At 71.2% G+C, this 219-nt stretch carries 1 protein-coding gene; it reads left to right on the forward strand.

Going from position 1 to position 219, the window contains the following annotated elements:
* Nucleotides 1–219: hypothetical protein (locus C7C45_RS33325; protein ID WP_146247513.1), on the forward strand; the 219-nt coding region annotated here is incomplete at both ends.

Consider the following 219-nt stretch of genomic DNA (forward strand, 5'->3'; position numbering starts at 1 on the left):
CCACCGGCATCGTCTACCTCGGCGACTACGGTCCGGACGCGGGCACCGCCGACCCGAACCGGGGGCCGGCGGGCAACGTCGAGTTCGCCCGGATCGACAGGCCCGGCTTCTACGGGTGGCCGTACTGCACCGCCCGCAACGACGCGTACAACGACTACACCTTCCCGTCCGGCCCGTCCGGGCCGAAGTTCAACTGCGCGGGCGGGCCGGTGAACAACT

Origin of the sequence: Micromonospora arborensis (assembly GCF_003205615.1) — a bacterium.
Taxonomy (GTDB): Bacteria; Actinomycetota; Actinomycetes; order Mycobacteriales; family Micromonosporaceae; genus Micromonospora; species Micromonospora arborensis.